Below are 20,866 nucleotides of genomic sequence, written 5' to 3' on the forward strand. Positions count from 1 at the left end.
TCTTCTTCATTCCTGATGCGAGTCACATCAAGTTCGGTAGGAGGGCGACCACCTGGTCGGTGGTCACCCAAGCCAGCGCGATCGCGATCGGCACGGCGCACAGCCACACCAAGGAACCGCGAAGGCGCCGTCGAGCCACGCTGACGCCCAGGACCAGCGCGATCAGCAGGGCGAGATAGAGCGAGAGGGCCGGCAGCACGCTGGTGTCCTTCGCCATCGCCTGGTCCGCCGGCAGGCTCGTGGCCACCTGCCCCACACCGGTCGCCTTGCCGGTGGTGGCATCGACGTAGACGGCGTCACGCGGGCGGATCCCGGAGAGGAAGCCGCTGCCCCCCGCGGTGACGAGGGTGAGGCGCCCCTGCGTGCCCGTCGGCGCGGGCGGGATCGGGTCGCCTGCACGACGGATCCCGATGACCCTGTAAGCCACCTTCGCCTCGGCGTTCTGGACCGTGATCGCGTCGCCGACCTTGAGGGTGTCGATGGCCTTGAACGGAGCGCCGTACGTGCTGGCACGACCGAGCACGACCGAGACGCCCTGCTGCCCGGGCAGCGGCGTCGAGGGCAGGTGCCCGGGCCCGTCCACGAGCTCGCGCGATGTGCTGCCCTGCACGACGACCTGCTCGAGGCCCAGTCTCGGGATGGAGATGACGGCCACCGGCGCGCCCCGCTCCACCGTCTTGCCGTTGTAGTCGACGGCGCCGGTCGGCGCCGTGGCCTGGGCCAGCTCGGAGCGGAACTGCGCGTACAGCAGGTGCTGGCTGCGCGCCTGCGAGAAGCCACCCAACACCAGCAGCTGCAGCAGCATCCAGACACAGACGATCGCCACCACGGTGAGGGCGGAGGAGAAGACTTCGAGGGTCTCCTCGGCCTCTCCGGGGCGGACCTGGCGACGCGGGCGGGCGGGCGAGGCCGCGCGACGGTCGGTCGCACGGCTTTTCGTGGTCGTGTCGCTCATCGGATCCCACGCATCAGGAGGATGACGCGCGTGGCCAGGGTGGCGATGATGGCGGCGAGCGCGAGCAGGAAGAGACCCGGCAGCATCCCGCCACCAAGACCCGAGGAGACGGCCGCGGTCTTGGCGAGTTGGACGTCCGACGTCGAGGGCGTCGAGGGCGTCGCACTCGGTGCAGCCGAGGGCGTGCTCTGGGCGGGGGGCGCGTCCACCGAGGCGGCAGCCCCGGGCTTGGAGCCGACCGGCGGAGCGATCGACGCGGTCGCGGTCGTCGAAGGCGTGGCCGAGCCGTCGGTCCGAGGCTCCTTCTGGGCCCGGATCGCGGCCCGGGCGGCCTGCTCGGCCGCGTACAGCTCCTTCGTCACGCCCGTCTTCGTGATCGGTAGATAGCCGTTCGGGAGCTGGCCGTTACCACGGCCTGCGACCTGACCCTCGGTAGAGGAGACCTGGAGGAACTGCGCCACCTTCTTGGCGATGCTCTTGGACAGTCCCCTCGTCTTCGCCGCCGTGTAGACGACCATCGTCCCGGGATAGGCGGTGCCACTCTTGCGAAGGGTCTTCTCGTCGAGAGAGAAGGGCTTGTATTTCTTGCCCGGCTCGGCGAGCTTCACCGCCGCGCTCATCGAGGTGTTGCTCGGCGCGACGTACGTGCCTGGCGCCGTCTCCAGCGACGCGAGCGTCAGCCCGTAGCGTGCCGCGTCGCCGAGGTCGACCAGCCCCAGCATGAATCGGCTGCCGATGCCTTGCGGTCCGACGCGACCGATCACATTCGTGGCGGGGTTGGTGCTGTTGTCCACGGTGCAGACGGTGTTGACGTTGGGCCAGTTGTAGAGCATGGCCTGGGAGACCAGCCGCATGGTGCTCAACGGTGAGTCGATGAGGGGCATGTACGGCGTCTTGTTCGCACTCAGGCACGAATCCGTCGTGGTCGGGATCCACGTGTCCTGCAGCGGCCAGGTCGAGACCGGCAGCGAGAGGCCCTTGTATGCCGGGTTCACCGTCATCCCCCACGGGTCGGCCTTGCCGTCGATGAACGCCATCGCATCCTTGTCCTCCGCGATGTACGACGTCACCTGCTGCATCACGTCCGAACCCGTCGAGACGGCCAACAGTGTCGAGGCCGCTTCGCTCCAGTGCCGGACGTCGAGGCCCGGATTGAGCTCCTGGAACTCCGGATCGAGGTTCAGCGAGTAGGGGTTCTTGTCCAGGCCCGGCCGCTGCCTGCCGACGCTTCCACCGGAGTAGGACTCCGTGAGCAGTTTGGCGAGGAGCCGCGCGTTGAGCTTGAGCGAGAGCTGCTGGCTACCTGTCGGCGTGTCGATGTCGAACGCGACTCCCCAGCCCGTGACGGCCGTCGGTGCGTAGGCGATGCCCGAGTCCTGATCTCGGCGCCCCGAGACCTCCGCCGCAGCGCCCGTGCCGCTGCGCATCAAGGCGAAGGCACCGTCGTCCGACATGACGTTGTCCTGCCAGTTGAACCGCTTCTTGTTCAAGCAGTAGGCCGGCGTCCACTGCAGCGCGGCCTGGCTCAGCAGCTCGGATCCGTAGAAGGCCACCGGCGCGCCCGAGGCGCTGTTGAGCGAGCACACGCTGGGCGGCGGTGCGATCGTGATCGGGAAGGTGAAGCGCTGGTCCCAGTTCGACGGCGACCACCACAGCTGAGAGCTGACGGCCGCCGCGCCGCTGGTCGAGCCGTCGTAGTACTGGCCGGCGTTGTAGTTCCCGGTGCTGTTGCAGTTGGCCTGCGTCGCAGCCGTGCAGCTCAGGCCCTCGATCGGGATCACCACGACCGAGCAGGCGACCGACTGAGAGCAACCGAGCGAGGCGTTCTGCGTGTCCGTCCGGACCTCGAAGTCGGCCGACCCGTTGCCGCGGGCATTGGTGAAGGCAGAGATCTCCTGCGGCGGGGTCGAGGAGGTCGAGCTCGTCCCCGTCGTCTCCTCCGGCGCCATGTCCTGGTTGGAGCAGTTGTAGTAGACCTTGCTCGCAGTGGCGAAAGGCGTGATGTGCGCGGCTGTGTCGTCGCCGTAGGAGCACTCGCTCGACGGGAGGGCCGAAGCCTGGGCGTCGGTCAGCCCCGAGATCCGCTTGTCGTCGGAGCCCGCGACGTTCTTCGCGTCATCGAGCCAGACCGCCGAGTCACCCGAAGGATCGGAGGACGCCGACTGGGTCCGCTCCTGCCAATTGTCGGTCCAGCACGTCTGCGGGGTGACCTGGGATGGGGTGCCCCGGCACTCCATGATCAGGACGGGGTACTCCTGCTGCATGCCGGCATACCCGAACGGGTTCACCGCACGTGCACCGGTCGGGTGCGCGCCCGACCAGGTGATGTGGATGCGCTCGTTCGCCTGGACATTGCTGTGCTTGTCCAGGTTGACGGTGACCTTGTTCTCGAGGGTCGTCTCGACGCCACCGTTGGGGTAGAACGAGCGGCTGAGTGTCTGCGTCGCCGTCAGGCCGTCGGCGCCGGTCGCCACAGGCGTGCCCGTCGCCGCCTGGGCGCGCTGTTGCATCGCGGTGAGGCCGATCAGCACCAGTCCCAGCACGACGGCCGCGGCAGCCAACCGGCGGACGATCGAGTCCTCGCTGATGCGACGCATGGTCGGGGTGTTGAACGACACGCTCATGCACCCGCCTTGAGACGACGACGCCAGGCGACGTAGATGCCGGGAACCATGATCAGCGCGGCCAACTCGATGACCGACACCGCGCCGAAGAGCTTGGAGTCTCCCGAGCGATTGGCGGGCAGAGTCACCGCGTTCGCGGTGGCCGTCGTACCGCTCGTGGTGGCGACGGCGCCGGTCGCGTCCGGTCCGGCCGCAATCTCTCCAGTCGCAGGGTCGACATTCGTCGCGTGCGGTGCACTGGCCGCCGCGCCTCCTCCCCCACCACTGGCGGACTGCGTCGTCGCTGCGATCGGAGCCTGCGAGCCGTTGCCGGTCGGGGTGCCGGGTGCGACGGTGGTGTCTCCGCACGGCGTCGCTGTCGCCTTCTGGCAGGCCAGCGGCTGCGGAGCAATCTGTGCCAGGTGGTTGGCGGACAGGTTGCCCTTGACGAAGGTCGGGTTATCGCAGGAGGTGAGGTTGTCCGACGGGTTCTTGACGTTGACGCCCTTGACCGCCCCGCCGTCGGCGCTGGGACCGAGCTTCTCCAGCTGGCTGAAGGCCGCCTTCACCAGGTTGAGCGGCAGCGGCGAGTACCCGAAGGGACCAGCCTTGGACTGCCCCGTGCACAGCGAGTAGGTGAGGAAGTCGGCCAGGGTCTGCCGCTTCGCCACCGTCATCCGGCTGTCGGTCGACGACGTCGGGATGATCATGTAGGAGTACGAGGACACCGGGTAGGAGCGCGGGTCCTTGAACGTGTAGACGTCGTCCAGGTTCTGTGTGAGGTAGGTGGAAGCGCTCTGGCCACTGGGGCTGCACACGCCGTTGGTGGTGCAGCCGTTGATCTTGGCCTTGGTCAGCGCGACCGCGACGTTGTACTGCGTCGGCTGCACGTAGTAGCCGGAGGCGTTCTCGACGTAGACGACCGGATAGTTCGCGTTGACCGGGTAGGAGTACTCGGTGTAGCCGATCGTTCCGTTGCCGGCTGCGGACTTCACGGTGTTCATCACGCCGTCGTCACCGTTGGCCGCGACCTGGCGACCGGATCGCGGGTAGAGGGAGGTCAGCGCGACATGGCCGCCGTTGTAGGGGCCCCAGATCGATGGATACTCCTTGGCCATCCACAGCGTGAACTGCGCGGTCGCACCTGAGCCATCCGAGCGCACCACCGGGGTGATCGGCAGCGACGGGAAGACCTTGCCGCCGTTCTCCTTGGTGATCTCGGGGTCGTTCCAGTTGGTGATCTTGTTGGTGAAGATCTTGGTGAGGGTCTCGCCTGACAGCCGCAGGTTCTTGACGAGCTTGCCGCCGACCTTGATCTGGTAGGTGAAGGCGGTGCCGCCGGCCACCACCGGAAGGTAGGCGTACGGCCGCGAGCTCGAGTCGGCCTGGCCCGTGGTCGGATCGACACCCTGATAGGGGATGTCGGAGTCGCCGAAGTCGGTCACACCGTTGGCGAAGTCCTTGCGGCCCTGCGAGGAGCCGTTGTTGGTGAAGGTCACCTGCATGCCGGCGGCGGCAACATCGGCGACCCACTGACCGACGATGCCGTAGGCCCAGGTCGAGCCAGAGCCTTCGATCGCGGCGTACGACGCGGAGGCAGGGCCGACCATGCGGAACATGACACCCAGGGAGATCAGGGCCACGAGGACGACCCTCACCACGAGAGGGGCGCGGCGGGAGAGCAGACGGCGGATCACGGGACTTCCTCGTCGGGAGCAGGCGGATAGTGCGAAACGGGGTGGGCGGTCGTGCGCTCCTGCGGCGGAGCGATCGGGCCGATCTCGGAGAGCGGATCGGCGGCGACGACGTCGTACCCGGCTGACTGCGTGAGGGTGTTGAGTCGAAGCACCCTCTTCAAAAGCCGCGACAGCGACGGCTTGTTGGACGACGGGCGAGCGACGAGGCGGGCCAGGATGAACAGGATGAGGACCAGCGCGAGCAGCACCGCGGCGGTGCCGAAGCCGCGCTGGATCTGGATATCGATGCCGCTGCGGGCGGAGGTGAAGATGAACAGCGGCAGCGACGTCATCATGCCGCCGGCCGGATTGAGGTGGAGGAAGGTCGCGTTGCCCGACGTGATCATCACGGGCGCCGTCTCGCCGATGCCGCGGGCGATGGCCAGGATCAGCGCGGTCGCCAGACCGGGACGGGCCGTGGGAAGCACGACGTTCCACACCGTCGACCAGCGGCTCGCGCCCAGCGCCAGCGACGCCTCACGCAGCGTGCCGGGTACGACGCGCAGCACCACATCGGAGGCACGCGCGATGATCGGCAGCATCATCACGGTGATCGCCAGCGCAGCCGCCAAGCCCGAGCGGGGGAACCCGAGGACGATGATCCAGACGGTGTAGATGAACAGACCGGCGAGGATGTCGGGCAGCGCGGTCATCGCCTCCACGACGGTGCGGACGATCTTCGCGAAGCGTCCGCCGATCTCGTTCATGAACACCGCCGTCCCGACGCCGAGCGGGAGCGCGATCAGCGAGGCGATGGTCAGCTCGATCAGCGAGCCGACGATCGCGTGCAGGATGCCGCCGCGGTTGAGCGGGTCATTGGCGCCGACACCCGTCATGTCGTGGGTGTAGAAGTTGATGTGCCGCAGGGCCGGCCAGCCCTTGGCGAGGACGTACACCACCACGGAGCCGACCGCCGCGACCACGACCACCATGGCGGTCGAGACGAGCCACTGGACGACACGGTCGGCCACGGCCACGGTCGAACCGATGACGGCCGTCCCGACGGCGAGCAGAGCAACGTTGGCCACAGCAGCCACGAACAGGAACCAGGCCAGACCGTGCACCGGCAGGATCCGCTCCACGATCACCCACGCCAGCGCCAGCGCAGCGACACGGGCGCCCCAGGTGACGAAGCGTTCCTCGACAGGGAGCCGGCCCAGGTTCGCCCGAGGAGTCGGCAGGACGTTCTGGTCACGACGCGGCAGCTCGGTGCCCCCGACGGCGGCTGCGGTGGGTGCGGTGGGTGCGATGGGCTCGACGAGCGCGGTCATGAGGTCTCCGCCCCGGATCGGCTGCGGTTGACGATGACCGCCGCGAGCGTGTTGACGAGGAGGGTGATGACGAAGAGCACGAAGCCGGCCGTCAGGAGCGCGGAGAGCTGGATGCCGGTGGCCTCACCGAACTGCGCGGCGATCAGCGCCGCGACCGTGTCCGTGCCGATCTCGAGGATCCGGCCCTTGATGATGAACTCAGGGCTAATGATCATCAGCACAGCCATCGTCTCGCCCAGCGCGCGACCGAGGGCGAGCATGGTGCCGCCGATGATGCCGCCCTTGCCGAAGGGCAGTACGACGGTGCGGATCATGCCCCACTTGGTCGCTCCGAGGGCGAGTGCGCCCTCCTTCTCCCCCATCGGCGTCTGGCTGAATACCTGGCGGATCACCGAGCAGGCCATCGGCATCGCCATCATCGACACGACCACGCCCGCGATGAACGCGCTGGCGGTGTAGCGGCTCATGTCGGGGACCGCAGCGTTCGGGTCGGCGCCGACGTGGAAGAACGGAAGCCAGCCGAAGTTGCGCTGCAAGAAGACCGCGAAATCCGAGGCGTGCGGCTCCACCAGGAAGAAGCCCCAGAGTCCGTAGACGATCGAGGGGATGGCTGCCATCAGGTCGACGACGGCCACCAGCGTGGACTGCAGCCGCGGCGGCGCGTACTCGGTGATGTAGAGCGCAGCGGCGACGGCCAGCGGGAACGCGATCACCATGGCGATCAACGCCACTTGGACGGTGCCGACGAGGACGGCGGCGATGCCGAGCGTGTCGGTGTCCGGGTTCCAGGCTCGGGTCGTGAAGAAGCCGAGGCCGTAGTGACGCAGCGTCGGCCACGACTGGTACGCGAGGAACAGGCCGATGCCACCGGTGATCACCAGCACCGAAGCGCCGATGGCGCGGAAGGTGTTGGCGAAGACGGCATCGCCGCCCGTGGGCTTCCGGGAGATCCGGCGTGGCGTCGCGGGTGGTCGTGCGTTGGACGCGGGGTCCTGCAACGGGAGGATCGTCAAGCTCTGGCCTTACGTGGTCGCCCGAGAACGGCGGGTCAATGCGCCGCAACTATCGGGAAGCCACTCGTCCAGCAGGCCCCTGGTTGATGAATCAACGATGAACAGCAGACCGAGCGTGAACCAACAAAGCCAGGGGGTGTGACCCATCGCTCAATGAGCTTGACCGGGTCGGGCCATTCCGCCTGGGACCCCGCGTCTGGGACCCCGGCGGAAGAGCGGTGAAACTCAGCCTTCGGAGGCCGCGAGCTCCTGCTTCCAGGCCCGGAAGCCCTCCTCGGTCCGGCCCCGGCGCCAGTAGCCCGAGATGCTCACGTCGGCTCGCGGCAGGGCGCGCTCCTTGACCAGGTAGGGCCGGATGCCGTGCATCACGGCCTCGGCCTCACCGTGCACGAACGCGTACACGCGGCCCGGCAGCCACGGCAGGGCGCGTACGGCGTCGACCAGTCCGTCCCGCTCCGTCGAGGTCACCCAGCTGATCTGCACACCGGCCGGGGCATCGAGCTCCTGCCGGTGCTCCTCGGCGGGGATGTGGACCACGGCGTACCCCTGGGCCTCGGCGGGCATTGCCGCCAGCGCCGCTCGCACCGCCGGGAGGCCCGCCTCGTCGGCCGCGAGCAGGTGCCAGTCGGCGGTGGGGTCGGGACTGTAGCCGCCACCGGGACCGCGGACGGCGATCCGCTCCCCCGGCTCGGCCGCGGCGGCCCAAGGACCGGCGACGCCCTCGGTGCCGTGCACCACGAAGTCGATCACGAGCGTGCCGTCCTCGACGTTCGGCTCGAGCGCGGTGTAGGTGCGCACGACGTCGCTGCCGTCGGGCTGCGGGAACGTCATCTTCACGTAGCGGTCGGTGTACTCGCTGTGGCCGAAGCCCGCCGCGAACACGTCCTTGTCGGCGGCCTCGAAGCGGACCCGGACCATGCCAGGGGTCAGCTGCTCGCGGCTCGTGACAACGAGCACGGTCTGGGGCCGGTCGGGGCGCCCGCCACGGTCGCCGCGTCCACCGCGGTCGGGACGTCCGCCGCGCTCGGGACGGTTGGGGTCGCGCTCGGCCGTGCTCTCGCTCATGCGTCGGTTCCGTTCTTCTCGATGAAAGCCAGGATCCGGTCGGCCAGCTCGGGGCGGCACACGATCACGTCCGGCAGGTAGACGTCGTCCTGGTTGTACCGCAGCGGGGAGCCGTCCACGCGACTGGTGAACAGGCCGGCAGCACGGGCGACGGCGACGGGAGCGGCCGAGTCCCACTCGTACTGCCCACCGGCATGCACGTAGGCGTCGGTGAGGTCGCGCACCACCGAGATCATCTTCACCCCGGCCGAGCCCATCGGCACCAGCTCGGCGTCCAGCTCGGCGGCCAGGGCCTCGACGAACGCCGGCGGCCTGCTGCGGCTGACGGCGATCCGGATCCGGTCGCTGGTCCGCGGCGGCACCTGGGGCGCGGCACCGGTGTGGAACGTGCTCTGCACCTCCGAGCCGGCCAGCGCAGGCTGCGCGACGGCGCCGGCGATGAGGTCGCCCTGGCTCCACAGCGCGACGTGCACCGCCCAGTCCTCACGAGGGGGCTCGGAGAACTCCCGGGTGCCGTCGACCGGGTCGATGATCCACACCCGCTCCGCGTCCAGCCGGACCTTGTCGTCCTTGCCCTCCTCGGAGAGCACGGCGTCATCGGGCCGATAGGCACCGAGCAGGTCCATCAGCAGCTCGTGCGCCGCCTTGTCACCGGCGTCCTTGAGCTCCTTGCCCGCCAGCCCCTCGGTGCGCACCTCGAGCAGTCGCCTCCCGGCGGCGTCGGCCAGCCAAGCGGCGAGAAGGTGGTCGTCGGCCAGGATCTCGGCCGTCGGCGGGGCGGTGAATGAGCTCATGGCAATCAACCCTAGTGGCGCCCCGGGAGCCGCTCGCGCGGCCGTCCGTCGCCCGGATCACCCGTCCCGGATCGCGCGCGGGCACGATCTGGTACGCCGGGCCTGTGGCGTGGGCCGGGGCGCGGCGTGACGGGCAGGTGGTGCCGGAAGGGGCGCTGCCGCAGCCGGAGCGGAGGCGACGAAGGAGCCGGAGCGGAGCGAGGCCTGCCCCGACGGTGGCAGCTGTCCGTCACACTGCGCCCACCCCACAGCGCCCCCTACGGCGCGCCAGCGACGAAGGAGCCACCGCGCGACCGTAGGCCTGCCTCGCGGCGGGCCCCGGCCCCGACCCACGCCCCAGCCGAACCCCGGGCCGCGCCCCAGCCGAACCCCAGCACCCGACCCGGATCGCACGCGTGCACGATCTGGTACGCCCGCGAGGGAGTTCACACCGGTCAGACCCCGCAGGTGCGGGATCTGACACAGCCTGTGGATAGCCAGCCGCGCCATCCCGTGATCTCGGGCACGCTGCTGCCATGACCGCGATGGAGCACGGCGAGGCGTTCGACGCCGGTGCGCCCTTCACGCGCGCGGCGGCGCTGGCCACCGGCATTCCGCGGCGTGCGCTCTACGGCGCGCGCTATCGCCGACTCCACACCGGGATCTTCATCGGCGCCGATGTCGAGCCGACGCCGCTCGTACGGGCACAGGCAGCACTTCTCGCCTTCGGCGCCGACGCCCACGCCTCACATGCGACCGCAGCCCGGGTGTGGGCGCTGCCGATCCCGGTGCTGCCGGACGAGCACGTCACGGTGACCGACCGAAGGCAGCGCCGCTCGCGCGCAGGGATCCGCTGCCACTGGACCCGTCGCCGCGAGATGGTGACGATCGCCGGGGTCACGGTCTCGTCGCTGCCGCAGACCTTCGTCGAGCTGGCGACCCTCCTTCACCTCGTCGACCTGGTCGTCGTCGGCGACCACCTGGCGCGGCGTTGCGACATCGCTCCGACTGCCCTCGTCGAGTTCTGCGAGCAGAGTCGCCACGCAGGCGCGGGTCGGGCACTCGAGGCGGCTCGGCTCGTGCGCGAGCGGGTCGACTCCCCGATGGAGACGCGCAGCCGGATGCTGGTGGTGCTCGGCGGTCTCCCCGAGCCCGAGGTCAATCCCACGATCGTCGCCGACGACGGCTTCACCGTGCGGAAGTACGACCTCTGCTACCGCAAGTCGCGCACGCTGATCGAGTACGACGGCCGGCAGCACGTCGAGCGGGTCCAGCAGTGGGAGGAGGATGTGGAGCGCCGTGCCGGCATCGAGGATGACGCGTGGCGCAGCATCATCCTCGTCGCGAAGCACATCTACAGCACACCGGGCGACACCCTCGAGCGGATCCACCGCATCCTGCTCCAGCGCGGCGAGCCAGGCGTCCCCGCCAGGCTCTCCGACCGATGGCGCCGGTACTTCCCTGAGCGCCCGTGACAGATCGCGCACCTGCGCGATCTGGCCGCCCGGGAATCGCGAGAACCCGTGCCACATCCCGCAGGTGCACGATCTGGCACGCCGGGCCCGCGGCGTGGGCCGGGGGCCAGGCACCGAAGCGGCGTGGGCCGGGAGCCGGGCACCGAAGCGGCGTGGGCCGGGGGCCAGGCACCGAAGCGGCGTGGGCCGGGAGCCGGGGCGCGCCGAAGAGGCGCTGCCGGAGGACGCGCCGGCGACGAAGGAGCCGCCGCGCGGCCGTAGGCCTGCCTCGAGGCGCAGCCCCGGCACCCGACCCGCGCCCCCAGCAGCCCCGGCACCCGACCCGCGCCCCCAGCAGCGCCACCTAGCAGATCAGCCCGCGTGCGGCTCCCGCCGTACCAACACGGCGATCTTGTCGATCCGGTGCTGCGGGTTGCCGAGGCGGTCGGTCCAGAAGTTGCCCGCCGCGTGGTCCTCCGGCGTCGCACAGGTCGACAGCGTCAGCCATGCCCGGCGCGCGACCGAACCGGGCTTGCCCGGGACCGCCGCCCGCTGCAGCCTCAGCGACCGGGCCGAGCGGAAGTCGACCCAGCGGGTGCTGACGACCCGGTAGACGTAGCGCCAGCCGCCCGCGTCGACGTACAGGTGCGCGCCCTTCGGCAACGACGGCGTCCGCCGGAAAACCCCGCCGTGGGCGGTGCGGTGGGCGGTGATCTCGTAGTTGCCGACTCCGCCCGGCCCGACGGCTCCGCCGCTGCCGAACGGGCTGGCGGCGATGCCGCGGTCCTGGATCCGCGTGCCCGGGGCGTCGTCGGTCTTGCCCCGGTAGGCGACCACACGCAGGTGGTGGATGCCGATCCGCGGGATGGTCAGCCGCGCGTCGCCGGGCGTGCCGTCGCTGGCGATCGCTGCGGTCTTCGCCACCGACGGCCACCACGCCGGATGCCCTGCCTGGCGGGGCGCCTGAAGGGTCGGTTGTAGGCCACCGAGGGCAAAAGCGTCGGAGGGCGGGACGAGCGCCATGACGACGCTCCCGACGACAAGGAAAGGAGTCAGCAGAAGCAGAAGACGGCGCATGCTTCCAGGGTCCCCAAATGAGGGGAAAGCACGCAACCGTGTCGGCAAGGGACGCCCCCTCGGAGCGAGGTTTCCAGCATTACACCGCATCTGCTGGGAGGTCCTCATGAAGGTCGCCGTCTTCGGACTCGGCTACGTCGGCAGCGTCACGGCCGCCGGATTGGCCGCCGTGGGCCACGAAGTTGTCGGCGTCGATCCTGACCCGATCAAGGTCACGCACGTCGCCACCGGTCGCAGCCCGGTCTCCGAGCCGGGTCTGGACGACATGGTCCGCGCCGGCGTCGAGTCCGGTCTGCTCTCGGCGACGTCGTCCGTCGAGCTCGCCCTGGAGCGCGCGGACGTCTCCCTGATCTGCGTGGGTACGCCGAGCACAGGCCACGGCGAGACCCAGCTGGCTTTCATCGACCGTGCCCTGGACCAGCTCCGGGCCGCGATGGACGTCGCCACCCCTCCTGACAGCGGCCACCACAGCGTGGTGATCCGCAGCACCGTGCCGCCAGGTACCGGCGCCACCCACGTGGACCCGGTCTTCGCCGACCTGCCCGCGGGCTGGTCGGTCGGCAGCGCGATGTGCCCCGAGTTCCTGCGCGAGGGCACGGCCGTCGCCGACTTCTACACCCCGCCGTTCCTGGTCACCGGGACGAAGGAGGAGGCCACCCGGCAGTCGCTGGTGCAGCTGTTCGGCTTCCTGCGTCGCACCATCGGCGCCGAGGGCTTCCACCACGTCAGCGTGGAGACGGCCGAGGCGCTCAAGTACGCCTGCAACGCCTTCCACGCCACCAAGGTCTCCTTCGCCAACGAGCTGGCCCGGATCTTCCGCGGCTACGGCGTCGATGCCCGCGAGGTGATGGAGGTCTTCGTCGCGGACGAGAAGCTGAACATCGCGCCGACGTACCTGCGTCCGGGCTTCGCCTACGGCGGCAGCTGCCTGCCGAAGGACCTGCGGGCCCTGCAGCACATGGCCCGTCAGATCGGGGTCGACGCGCCGCTGCTGGCGGGGACCGCGCAGACCAACGAGCTGGTCGTGCGCGACGTCATCGAGCGCGTCATCAACACCGGCGCCCGGCGGGTGGCCCTGCTCGGACTCAGCTTCAAGGCCGACACCGACGACCTGCGGGAGAGCCCCAGCGTCGACCTGGCCGAGCGGCTGATCGGCAAGGGCTTCGCGGTCAAGATCTTCGATCCGGTGCTCAACACCCAGCGCCTCACGGGCGCGAACCTCACCTACGTCCAGGAGCGTCTGCCCCATCTCAACTGCCTGCTCGCGCGCGACGCGGTCGGTGCGCTCACCGGCGCGGAGGTCGCCTTGGTGGGAGATGCCGGGCCGAGCGCGGGGCAGGCGCTCCTGGCAACCAGGCCTCCGGTGATCCTCGACCTGCAGGGCAACCTCGGTCCCGAGATCGAGGCCCTCCCCGGCTACCAGGGGGTGGGATGGTGAGCACGCACCCACCGAGTCAGCGGGTCCTGATCATCGTGCAGAACCTGCCGGTCCCCTTCGACCGTCGGGTGTGGCTGGAGGCCACCACGCTGCGTGACGCCGGGTACGACGTCACCGTGGTCTGCCCGCAGGGTCACGGCACCGGCCGGTTCCAGCAGGTCGAGGGCATCACCATCAGGGCCTACCGGCCCTACGCCCCCGGCGGCGGCGCGATCGGCTACCTGATCGAGTACGTCTGGTCGTTCCTGGCAACGGCCTGGCTGGTCTCGGCGGCACGTCGTCAGGGTCGGTTCGCGGTGCTGCAGGCCTGCAACCCGCCGGACATCTTCTGGCCGATCGCCCGCTGGTACCGCTGGCGCGATCACACCCGCTTCGTCTTCGACCACCACGACCTGTGCCCCGAGCTCTACGAGTCCCGCTTCCCCGGTGGCCCCACGCTGCCGCTGCGCGGTCTCAAGGCGCTGGAGCGGGCCACCTTCCGCACCGCCGACCGGGTGGTCTCCACCAACGAGTCCTACGCCGCCGTCGCCCACGAGCGCGGCGACGTGGAGACCGAGCGGATCACCGTGGTGCGCACCGGCCCCGACCCCGCCCGTCTGCGTGCCGGGCAGCCGAAGCCTTCGCTGAAGCGCGGCCACACCTACCTGGCGGCGTACATCGGCGTGATGGGTCCCCAGGACGGCGTCGACATCCTGCTGGCCATCGCCGACCACGTGGTCAACGAGCTGGGCCGCGACGACATCGCCTTCACCGTGATGGGTGCCGGCGACTGCTGGGCCGACCTGGTCGCTGACCGCGACCGACGCGGGCTGGCCGAGCACGTCGAGATGCCCGGCAGGGTCAGCGACGAGGAGCTGATGGCGGTGCTCTCCACCGCCGACGTCGGCCTGTCCCCCGACCCGCTCAACCCCCTCAACGACGTCTCGACGATGAACAAGACGATGGAGTACATGGCCTTCGGGCTGCCGGTGATCGCCTTCGACCTGGTCGAGACCCGCGTCTCCGCGGGTGAGGCCGCCAGCTACGCCGACCCGCGCTCCGAGGACCCCGTCGCCGCGTACGCCGAGGCGCTCCTGGCACTCCTCGACGACCCGGCCCGGAGTGCCCAGATGGGCCGCATCGGCCGCGAACGGGTCGAGCAGCGGCTGGCCTGGTCGCACCAGTCTCCGGCGTACCTCGCCGTCTATGACGAGCTGACCGGCCGGGTCGGGGTGCCGCGCCCCCGCACGGCGGAGCCCACGCGGGACGCCCGCGACCTCGACGCCTCGGCGGGGCCGTCGCGAGAGGCCGTCTGATGTGCGGGATCGCCGGAGCGTTCGGGCAGCACGACGGCAAGGAGCTGGTCGCTGCGATGACCGAGCGGCTGGCCCACCGCGGCCCAGACGCCGGTGCGCTGGTCGAGCACGTGACGCCGTCGAGCTCGGTGGTGCTGGGACACCGCCGGCTGGCGATCATCGACCCGACCGCCGCCGCCGACCAGCCGTTCAGCCGCGCCGGCCTCACGCTGATCTACAACGGCGAGCTCTACAACTTCCACCAGCTGCGTGCGGAGCTGGAGAGCCACGGCGCCGTCTTCACCACCTCCTCCGACACCGAGGTCGTGCTCGAGGCGTGGCGCCTGTGGGGTCCGGCGGCGCTGAACTGCTTCCGCGGGATGTTCGCGCTGGCCATCCACGACCAGGCCACCGGGACGCTGACGCTGGCCCGCGACCCGCTCGGCATCAAGCCGCTCTACGTCATGCCGCGCGGCGAGGGCCTGCTCTTCACCTCCGAGCTCAAGGCGCTGCTCGGTGTCGTCGGCAACGAGCTGCGCGTGAACGAGGCCGGCATGGTCGCCGCGGCGCTGTTCCGCTGGCTGCCCGCGCAGGACAGCGCGATCGCGGGCGTCCGCCAGGTCCGGCCGGGAAGCTGGGAGACCCACCACCCCGACGGGCGGCTGGAGAGCGGCATCTTCTGGGACCCGGTCGCGGTCGCGGACGCGGCCCGGCACGCCGTCCGGCCCGACCTGCGGTCGGTCCTGGAGGACGCGGTCCGCAGCCACCTGATCTCCGACGTACCGGTGGCGACCCTGCTCTCCGGCGGCCTCGACTCCTCCATCGTGACCGCGCTCGCGCACCGCGACGACCCGGACATGGAGGCCTGGACGATCGCCTTCCGCGAGCAGGACAAGCGGATGGAGGCGATGCCGGACGACGCGCGCTACGCCCGCCGGCTGGCCGCCCGCCTCGGCATCACGCTGCACGAGATCGAGCTGAGCCCCGACGTCGCGGACCTGCTGCCGCGGATGGTCGCCACCCTGGACGAGCCGATCGGCGACCCGGCGGCGATCAACACCTTCCTGATGTGCGAGGCCGCGCGCGACGCCGGCATCAAGGTGCTGCTGTCCGGCACCGGTGCCGACGAGCTGTTCGGCGGCTACCGCAAGCACCTGGCCTGTCTGCTGGCGGCCCGCTACCAGCGCGTCCCCGGCCCGGCGCGGAACGCCGCCCGCGGCATCGTCGGCGCGCTGCCGGTCGCGGTCGGCGGGCACGGCCTGCGCACGGTGCGCTGGGCACGCCGGTTCCTCGACTTCGCCGACCTGGGCGAGGAGGCGGCCTTCCGCCGCTCCTACAGCCTCTACGACGTCGACGAGCTGGAGGGACTGCTCTCCCCGGAGCTATCCGGCCACGTCGAGTCCGCCGTCGGCGCGCACCTGGCGACGTACGCCGACGCGTCCGACGACCTCGACCAGGTCAACCGGATGTGCCTCGCCGACTCCCGGATGTTCCTGCCCGGGCTCAACCTGACCTACACCGACCGGGCCTCGATGGCCGCCTCGGTGGAGGTGCGGGTGCCGTTCGCGGACTCGGTGGTCTTCGCCGCCGCGTTCGGCCTGTCCGGGGCGGAGAAGATCCGCGGTCGCGAGCAGAAGGCGGCGCTCAAGGACGCCGCCCGGGCCTGGCTGCCCGACGAGATCATCGACCGCCCCAAGTCGTCCTTCGGGGCACCGATCCGGTCCTGGCTGGTCGAGGACCTGCGCGAGCTGGTCGACGACACCCTGCTGCGCGGCGAGCTGGTCGCGGGCGGGTTCCTGCGCCGCGAGCCGCTGCAGCGGATGGTGGCCGATCAACGCGCCGGTCGTCGTGACCTGGCGCTCCAGGTGTGGCAGCTGCTGACGCTCGAGCTGTGGCTGCGTGAGGTCCGATCCCAGGGGGTGGCGGCATGAAGCAGGTCGCACAGAACTACAAGTCCGGAGACCTGGCCGTCCTCGAGGTGCCGGAGCCGTCCTGCCGCCCCGGCGGCATCCTGGTCCGCTCGCTCTACTCGCTGATCTCCACCGGCACCGAGCTGATGAAGGTCGGCGAGGCCCGGCTCTCGCTGATCGGCAAGGCGAAGGCGCGTCCCGACCAGGTCCGCAAGGTGCTGTCCTCGGCGGCCCAGCAGGGCCCGGCCGCGGCGTACCGCAAGGCGATGGGGCAGCTCGACCGCTGGACCCCGCTCGGCTACTCGCTGGCCGGCGTGGTGATCGCCGTCGGCGAGGGCGCCGAGGAGTTCGCTGTCGGTGACATGGTGGCCTGCGCGGGCAACGAGTTCGCGCTGCACGCCGAGGTCAACTGGGTGCCGGTCAACCTGGCCGTCGCGGTGCCCGACGGGGTGGCCCCCGAGCACGCGGCCTTCGCCACCGTGGGCGCGATCGCGATGCAGGGCGTGCGCCGCGGCGAGATGGCCCTGGGCGAGACGGCATGCGTGATCGGGCTCGGCCTGGTCGGGCAGCTGATGGTGCGGCTGCTGGTGGCCTCCGGCGTACGCGTCCTGGGGGTGGACCCGGTGCCGGAGCGGTGCCGGCTGGCCGAGAAGGCCGGGGCTCGAGCCACCGCCGGTCCCGACGAGGCCGCGGGCATCGCCGGCCCGCACGGCGCCGACGTCATCTTCCTGGCCGCGGGTGGGCACAGCAACGACCCGCTGCGGCTGGCCGTGGACCTCGCCCGTGACCGCGGCCGGCTCGTCGATGTCGGCAAGACCCGCCTCGACCTGCCCTGGAACGAGTGCTACGAGAAGGAGCTGGAGGTGCGGTTCTCCCGCTCCTACGGCCCCGGCCGCTACGACGACCGCTACGAGCTGGACGGGATCGACTACCCGGCCGGCTACGTGCGCTGGACCGAGCGGCGCAACATCGACTGCTTCCTCGACCTGATCGCGGCCGAGTCGCTCGACCTCACCCCGCTGGTGGACGGCGTCCACCCGGTCACCGACGCGTCGAGTGTCTACGAGGCCCTGCGGACCGGCGAGCTGACCGGCATCGGTCACCTGTTCTCCTACCCGCAGGCCGGCCCGGTCCCGACAGCCACCGACGCCACCGAGCCAGGCACCGACGCAGCCGCCGAGGCGGCTGCTCCCCCGGCTCCGGCCGGCCCACCCGTACGGCGTTCCCCACACGTCCGCCGACCGGGCGGGCCGGTCCGGCTCGGCGTCATCGGTGCCGGTGCCTACGCGACCTCGATGCTGCTGCCGCACCTGGCCGCCGACCCCACCGTCGACCTCGGCACGGTGGCGACCACCCGGTCGCTGACAGCGGCGAGTGCGCGGGAGCGGTTCGGCTTCGACCGGGCGGTGACCGAGGCCGAGGAGGTGCTCGGTGACGACACCCTGGACGCGGTGCTGATCGCCACCCGCCACCACTCGCACGCCCGCCTGGTCTGCAGCGCGCTGGAGACCGGCAAGGCGGTCTTCGTGGAGAAGCCGCTGGCACTCGACGAGCACCAGCTCGAGGAGATCGCCGCGACCATCGCCCGCACCGGCAACGACCGGCTGATGGTCGGCTTCAACCGCCGGTTCGCGCCGCTGATGGTCGACCTGCGCGAGCGCTTCGGCGACCGCGGCCCGCTCTCGCTGCGCTACCTGGTCAACGCCGGTCCGCTGGGCGCGGGCAGCTGGTACCAGGACACCGGCCGCGAGGGCAGTCGCTTCGTCGGCGAGGGCGGCCACTTCCTCGACGTACTGGCGCTGTGGACCGGCGCGCCGCCCACCCGGGTGCACGCCGTCGGTCACGACCAGGACGTGCAGGCGACGATCACCTACGCCGACGGCTCGCTCGCCTCGCTGACCTACGCCACCGGGGGGACCGCTCGGGCTCCCAAGGAGTTGCTCGACGTGTCCGGCGCGGGCCGCAACGCCCGGCTCGACAACTTCTCCGGCACCACCCTGTGGACTCCGCGTGGGAAGACCGCGCGCCACTCCCGGCTGGGGCAGGACAAGGGCCAGCGGGCCGAGCTGGCGGCCTTCACCGCGGCGGTCCGCGACGACGCGCCGATGCCGATCCCGCTGGACTCGCTGCTCGCCACCACCCGGGCCACGATCGCCGTCGCGACCAGCCTGGCGACCCGTGAGCAGGTCGTCCTGTGAGCACCGTCGGCTGGAAGGTCCGCCGGCTGCGGCAGATGTCCGGCGAGGAGATCGCCGCCCGCATCGGCGACCGGGTGCTGCAGACGGCCTGGGGCCGGGTCGGCGCATCACCCATCGGTACGCCGCGGCGCACGCTCGCCGACCGGCCCGGGCCGACGCCGCTGCCCGAGGGGGCCCGCGACCTGGTCGACCCGATGGCGGCCGCGGCGCTGGTCGCCGCCGCCGACCGGATCCTGTCCGGCCGCTGGGTCATCCTCGGCGTCGAGCGGACCGACGTCTGCGACCCGGACTGGTTCCTCGACCCGATCAGCGGTGTACGTGCGCCCGACCGTCGCCGGGCACCCCGGATCGACCACCGCGACGAGCGCACCACCGGCAACGTCAAGCAGGTCTGGGAGCTCTCCCGGCACCACCACCTGACCGTGCTGGCCGCGGCGTACTGGCTCACCGGCGAGGAGATCTACGCCGCCTGCGCCGCCGCCGGGCTGCGCTCGTGGTGGGCGGCCAATGAGCCGATGCGCGGCGTGCACTGGACCAGCGGCATCGAGCTGGGCATCCGGCTGATCAGCTGGACCTGGGTCAGGCGGCTGCTCGAGGACTGGCCCGGTGTCGAGGACCTGTACGCCGAGGGCGTCGGTCAGCTGTGGTGGCACCAGCGCTACCTGGCGGCCTTCCCCAGCCGCGGCACCTCGGCCAACAACCACGCGATCGCCGAGGCGGCCGGGCTGCTGGTGGCCTCCTGCGCGTTCCCGTGGTTCCAGGAGAGTGCCGGCTGGCGTCGGCAGGCCGCCGACATGCTGCGCCGCACCCTGACCGAGAACACCTTCGACAGCGGACTCAACCGCGAGCAGGCCTCCGACTACCACCGCTTCGTCACCGAGCTGGGCCTGGTGGCGGCCGTCGAGGCCGACGCCTCGGGCGTACCGCTCCCGGACGAGACCTGGCGACTGCTGGCCAGCTCGGTCGACGCGGCCGCCGCGGTCGCGGACGTGACCGGCCGCCCGCCGCGTCAGGGCGACGGCGACGAGGGCCGCGGGCTGGTGCTCGACGACCCGGAGCTGGGCAACGCGTGGTCGCAGATGCTCGCGGCCGGCGCGGCGCTCACCGGTGCGACCGGCTGGTGGAACCCGCCGATCCCGAGCGTGGGGGCGGCCCTGCTCAGCGCGATGGCGCCGGGGCGCCGGACCGCCGAGGACCGCTCGGACGCACGCCCGCAGACCTTCTCCGACGCCGGCATGACGGTGCTGCGCACCGCCGGCGCCGACCGAGCCGCACGGCTCACCGACCCGGATGCGCCCGAGGAGATCTGGTGCCGCTGCGACGCCGGCCCGCACGGCCTGCCCGGCATCGCCGCGCACGCCCACGCCGACGCGCTGTCGGTGGAGGTGCGCCAGGACGGCGTCGACGTCCTGGCCGACCCGGGCACCTACTGCTACCACGGCTCCGCCCCGTGGCGGCGCTACTTCCGCTCCACGCTGGCGCACAACACCATCGAGCTCGGCGGCGTGGACCAGTCCGTCTCCGGCGGCCCCTTCCTGTGGACGCAGAGCGCGACGGCCGAGGTCGACGCGGTCGGCATAGGCGACGACGCGCAGACCTGGGTGGGGCACCACAGCGGCTACGAGCGGTTCGGCGTACGGCACGACCGGGTGGTCTCCCTCGACGTGCCCGCGCGCAGGCTCGCCATCGTCGACGTGCTCACCGCCAGTGACCGCTGCCGGCTCCCGATCCGGATGGCCTTCCACCTCGGCCCGGCCGTCACGGCGCAGCTGGACGGCACCTTCGCCCGGCTGCGCTGGGCCGGCCGCGACGGGCAGCTGCGGACGGCGACGTTCGCGCTGCCGACCGGGCTGGCATGGACCAGCCACACCGGCGAGACCGACCCGATCCTCGGCTGGTACTCCCCTCGCTTCGGCGAGCGGGTGCCCGCGACGACCCTGCTCGGCGAGGGCACGCTCGCGCCGGTCCCGGGCGGCAACGTGGAGCTCTGCTCCAGCCTCAACTTCCACAGCGTCCGCTCCGTCGCGGACCTGTCCATCGCACGGCTACACGTCGTTCCACGTCCGATCCCGTCGGACAACTGAAGAGCAGGGAGAGCC

Annotated in this window: 14 protein-coding genes; 6 read left to right on the forward strand and 8 right to left on the reverse strand. The window is 71.2% G+C overall.

The window, feature by feature from the left end; genetic code table 11:
- Nucleotides 1-22: 22 nt before the first annotated feature.
- From H036_RS23545 to H036_RS0118005, 7 genes are all read right to left on the reverse strand, one after another.
- A complete protein-coding gene (locus H036_RS23545; RefSeq protein WP_017936197.1) occupies nucleotides 23-955 on the reverse strand; it encodes a class E sortase in 933 nt (310 codons plus the stop codon).
- Nucleotides 952-3,579 carry a hypothetical protein gene (locus H036_RS0117980; protein WP_026146150.1) on the reverse strand — a complete coding sequence of 876 codons (2,628 nt, stop codon included), beginning with the start codon at nucleotides 3,577-3,579 and terminating at the stop codon, nucleotides 952-954. Before H036_RS0117980 ends, H036_RS23545 begins: the two co-directional genes overlap by 4 nt.
- Nucleotides 3,576-5,255, reverse strand: a complete 1,680-nt coding sequence (locus H036_RS0117985; protein WP_017936198.1) for a substrate-binding domain-containing protein — start codon at nucleotides 5,253-5,255, stop codon at nucleotides 3,576-3,578. The genes H036_RS0117980 and H036_RS0117985 overlap by 4 nt, the downstream gene beginning before the upstream one ends.
- Entirely contained in the window at nucleotides 5,252-6,565 is a 1,314-nt protein-coding gene (gene pstA / locus H036_RS23550; protein ID WP_017936199.1) for a phosphate ABC transporter permease PstA, read from the reverse strand. Before pstA ends, H036_RS0117985 begins: the two co-directional genes overlap by 4 nt.
- Nucleotides 6,562-7,578 (reverse strand): phosphate ABC transporter permease subunit PstC, encoded by a 1,017-nt coding sequence (pstC, locus tag H036_RS0117995; protein WP_232421905.1) that lies wholly within the window; start codon nucleotides 7,576-7,578, stop codon nucleotides 6,562-6,564. Before pstC ends, pstA begins: the two co-directional genes overlap by 4 nt.
- 225 nt (nucleotides 7,579-7,803) lie before the next feature.
- Nucleotides 7,804-8,643 carry a siderophore-interacting protein gene (locus H036_RS0118000; protein ID WP_017936201.1) on the reverse strand — a complete coding sequence of 280 codons (840 nt, stop codon included), beginning with the start codon at nucleotides 8,641-8,643 and terminating at the stop codon, nucleotides 7,804-7,806.
- Nucleotides 8,640-9,437 carry a 3'(2'),5'-bisphosphate nucleotidase CysQ gene (locus H036_RS0118005; RefSeq protein WP_017936202.1) on the reverse strand — a complete coding sequence of 266 codons (798 nt, stop codon included), beginning with the start codon at nucleotides 9,435-9,437 and terminating at the stop codon, nucleotides 8,640-8,642. Before H036_RS0118005 ends, H036_RS0118000 begins: the two co-directional genes overlap by 4 nt.
- 515 nt (nucleotides 9,438-9,952) lie before the next feature.
- On the opposite strand from H036_RS0118005, the gene H036_RS0118010 reads away from it, so the two are divergent.
- Nucleotides 9,953-10,891 (forward strand): hypothetical protein, encoded by a 939-nt coding sequence (locus H036_RS0118010; RefSeq protein WP_017936203.1) that lies wholly within the window; start codon nucleotides 9,953-9,955, stop codon nucleotides 10,889-10,891.
- A gap of 351 nt (nucleotides 10,892-11,242) precedes the next feature.
- On the opposite strand, the gene H036_RS0118015 is transcribed toward H036_RS0118010, so the two are convergent.
- The gene (locus tag H036_RS0118015; RefSeq protein WP_017936204.1) at nucleotides 11,243-11,794 is read right to left on the reverse strand and encodes a class E sortase; all 552 of its coding nucleotides are present in this window, start codon (nucleotides 11,792-11,794) and stop codon (nucleotides 11,243-11,245) included.
- A gap of 259 nt (nucleotides 11,795-12,053) precedes the next feature.
- Here H036_RS0118015 and H036_RS0118020 point away from each other — a divergent pair, with 259 nt between their 5' ends.
- The 5 genes from H036_RS0118020 to H036_RS23560 are packed head-to-tail and all read left to right on the forward strand — an operon-like array spanning nucleotide 12,054 to nucleotide 20,851.
- Entirely contained in the window at nucleotides 12,054-13,385 is a 1,332-nt protein-coding gene (locus H036_RS0118020) for a nucleotide sugar dehydrogenase (RefSeq protein WP_017936205.1), read from the forward strand.
- Entirely contained in the window at nucleotides 13,382-14,680 is a 1,299-nt protein-coding gene (locus H036_RS23555) for a glycosyltransferase family 4 protein (protein WP_198290011.1), read from the forward strand. The genes H036_RS0118020 and H036_RS23555 overlap by 4 nt, the downstream gene beginning before the upstream one ends.
- On the forward strand, nucleotides 14,680-16,590 hold the full coding sequence (gene asnB / locus H036_RS0118030; protein ID WP_017936207.1) for an asparagine synthase (glutamine-hydrolyzing): 1,911 nt from the start codon (nucleotides 14,680-14,682) through the stop codon (nucleotides 16,588-16,590). The genes H036_RS23555 and asnB overlap by 1 nt, the downstream gene beginning before the upstream one ends.
- Nucleotides 16,587-18,767 carry a bi-domain-containing oxidoreductase gene (locus tag H036_RS0118035; protein ID WP_017936208.1) on the forward strand — a complete coding sequence of 727 codons (2,181 nt, stop codon included), beginning with the start codon at nucleotides 16,587-16,589 and terminating at the stop codon, nucleotides 18,765-18,767. Before asnB ends, H036_RS0118035 begins: the two co-directional genes overlap by 4 nt.
- Nucleotides 18,764-20,851: a heparinase II/III family protein gene (locus tag H036_RS23560; RefSeq protein ID WP_017936209.1), complete on the forward strand. Its 2,088-nt coding sequence runs from the start codon at nucleotides 18,764-18,766 to the stop codon at nucleotides 20,849-20,851. The genes H036_RS0118035 and H036_RS23560 overlap by 4 nt, the downstream gene beginning before the upstream one ends.
- Nucleotides 20,852-20,866: the final 15 nt, after the last annotated feature.

It is taken from the genome of Nocardioides sp. Iso805N (genome assembly GCF_000364605.1).
GTDB lineage: Bacteria > Actinomycetota > Actinomycetes > Propionibacteriales > Nocardioidaceae > Nocardioides.

Bases quoted from the DNA above. Each gene is read 5' to 3' on its own strand.
- H036_RS23545 (WP_017936197.1), bottom strand. From the start codon at position 955: ATGAGCGACACGACCACGAAAAGCCGTGCGACCGACCGTCGCGCGGCC.
- H036_RS0117980 (WP_026146150.1), bottom strand. From the start codon at position 3,579: ATGAGCGTGTCGTTCAACACCCCGACCATGCGTCGCATCAGCGAGGAC.
- pstA (WP_017936199.1), bottom strand. From the start codon at position 6,565: ATGACCGCGCTCGTCGAGCCCATCGCACCCACCGCACCCACCGCAGCC.
- H036_RS0118000 (WP_017936201.1), bottom strand. From the start codon at position 8,643: ATGAGCGAGAGCACGGCCGAGCGCGACCCCAACCGTCCCGAGCGCGGC.
- H036_RS0118005 (WP_017936202.1), bottom strand. From the start codon at position 9,437: ATGAGCTCATTCACCGCCCCGCCGACGGCCGAGATCCTGGCCGACGAC.
- H036_RS0118010 (WP_017936203.1), top strand. From the start codon at position 9,953: ATGACCGCGATGGAGCACGGCGAGGCGTTCGACGCCGGTGCGCCCTTC.
- H036_RS0118020 (WP_017936205.1), top strand. From the start codon at position 12,054: ATGAAGGTCGCCGTCTTCGGACTCGGCTACGTCGGCAGCGTCACGGCC.
- asnB (WP_017936207.1), top strand. From the start codon at position 14,680: ATGTGCGGGATCGCCGGAGCGTTCGGGCAGCACGACGGCAAGGAGCTG.
- H036_RS0118035 (WP_017936208.1), top strand. From the start codon at position 16,587: ATGAAGCAGGTCGCACAGAACTACAAGTCCGGAGACCTGGCCGTCCTC.